The 339-nt window shown below is 33.3% G+C and carries 1 protein-coding gene; it reads left to right on the top strand.

The window, feature by feature from the left end; translation table 11 throughout:
* The coding region (locus tag P0G09_RS16320) for a hypothetical protein (RefSeq protein ID WP_275253190.1) at positions 1-195 on the top strand (195 nt) is incomplete at its 5' end.
* Between the last annotated feature and the right edge of the window lie 144 nt (positions 196-339).

The raw sequence follows: 339 nt of genomic DNA, 5'->3' as shown, positions 1-339 counted from the left end.
AAAATTGATAATGAGTATTATGAAATCGAAGAACAGTATTTTCGGCAATTCGGTCATGGTGTCACAAGTGAAATGTTGCCTGATAGCATTTCAACGGAACAAATTAAACAATCCATGAAAAAATGCATTCTTTCAAAAAAGGATAATCTCTTTGAACTCTTAGGCATAATTATCAACGATAATTATTTATATTAAGAAAAGGAACGACGAAATGGATGAAGACAACATTATAACTTTGAATGATGAGAATGGGAACGAAGTTGAATTTGAAATTCTTGACTGAATACCGTATCGCCAGAACGAATATGTTGTCCTGCTTCCTATTGGAGATTCGGATGG

Origin of the sequence: Faecalibacterium sp. DFI.5.82 (genome assembly GCF_029076575.1) — a bacterium.
GTDB lineage: Bacteria > Bacillota > Clostridia > Oscillospirales > Ruminococcaceae > Faecalibacterium > Faecalibacterium duncaniae.
The sequence above is the reverse complement of the archived record's forward strand: the minus strand, read 5'-3'. Positions and strand labels throughout refer to the sequence as shown.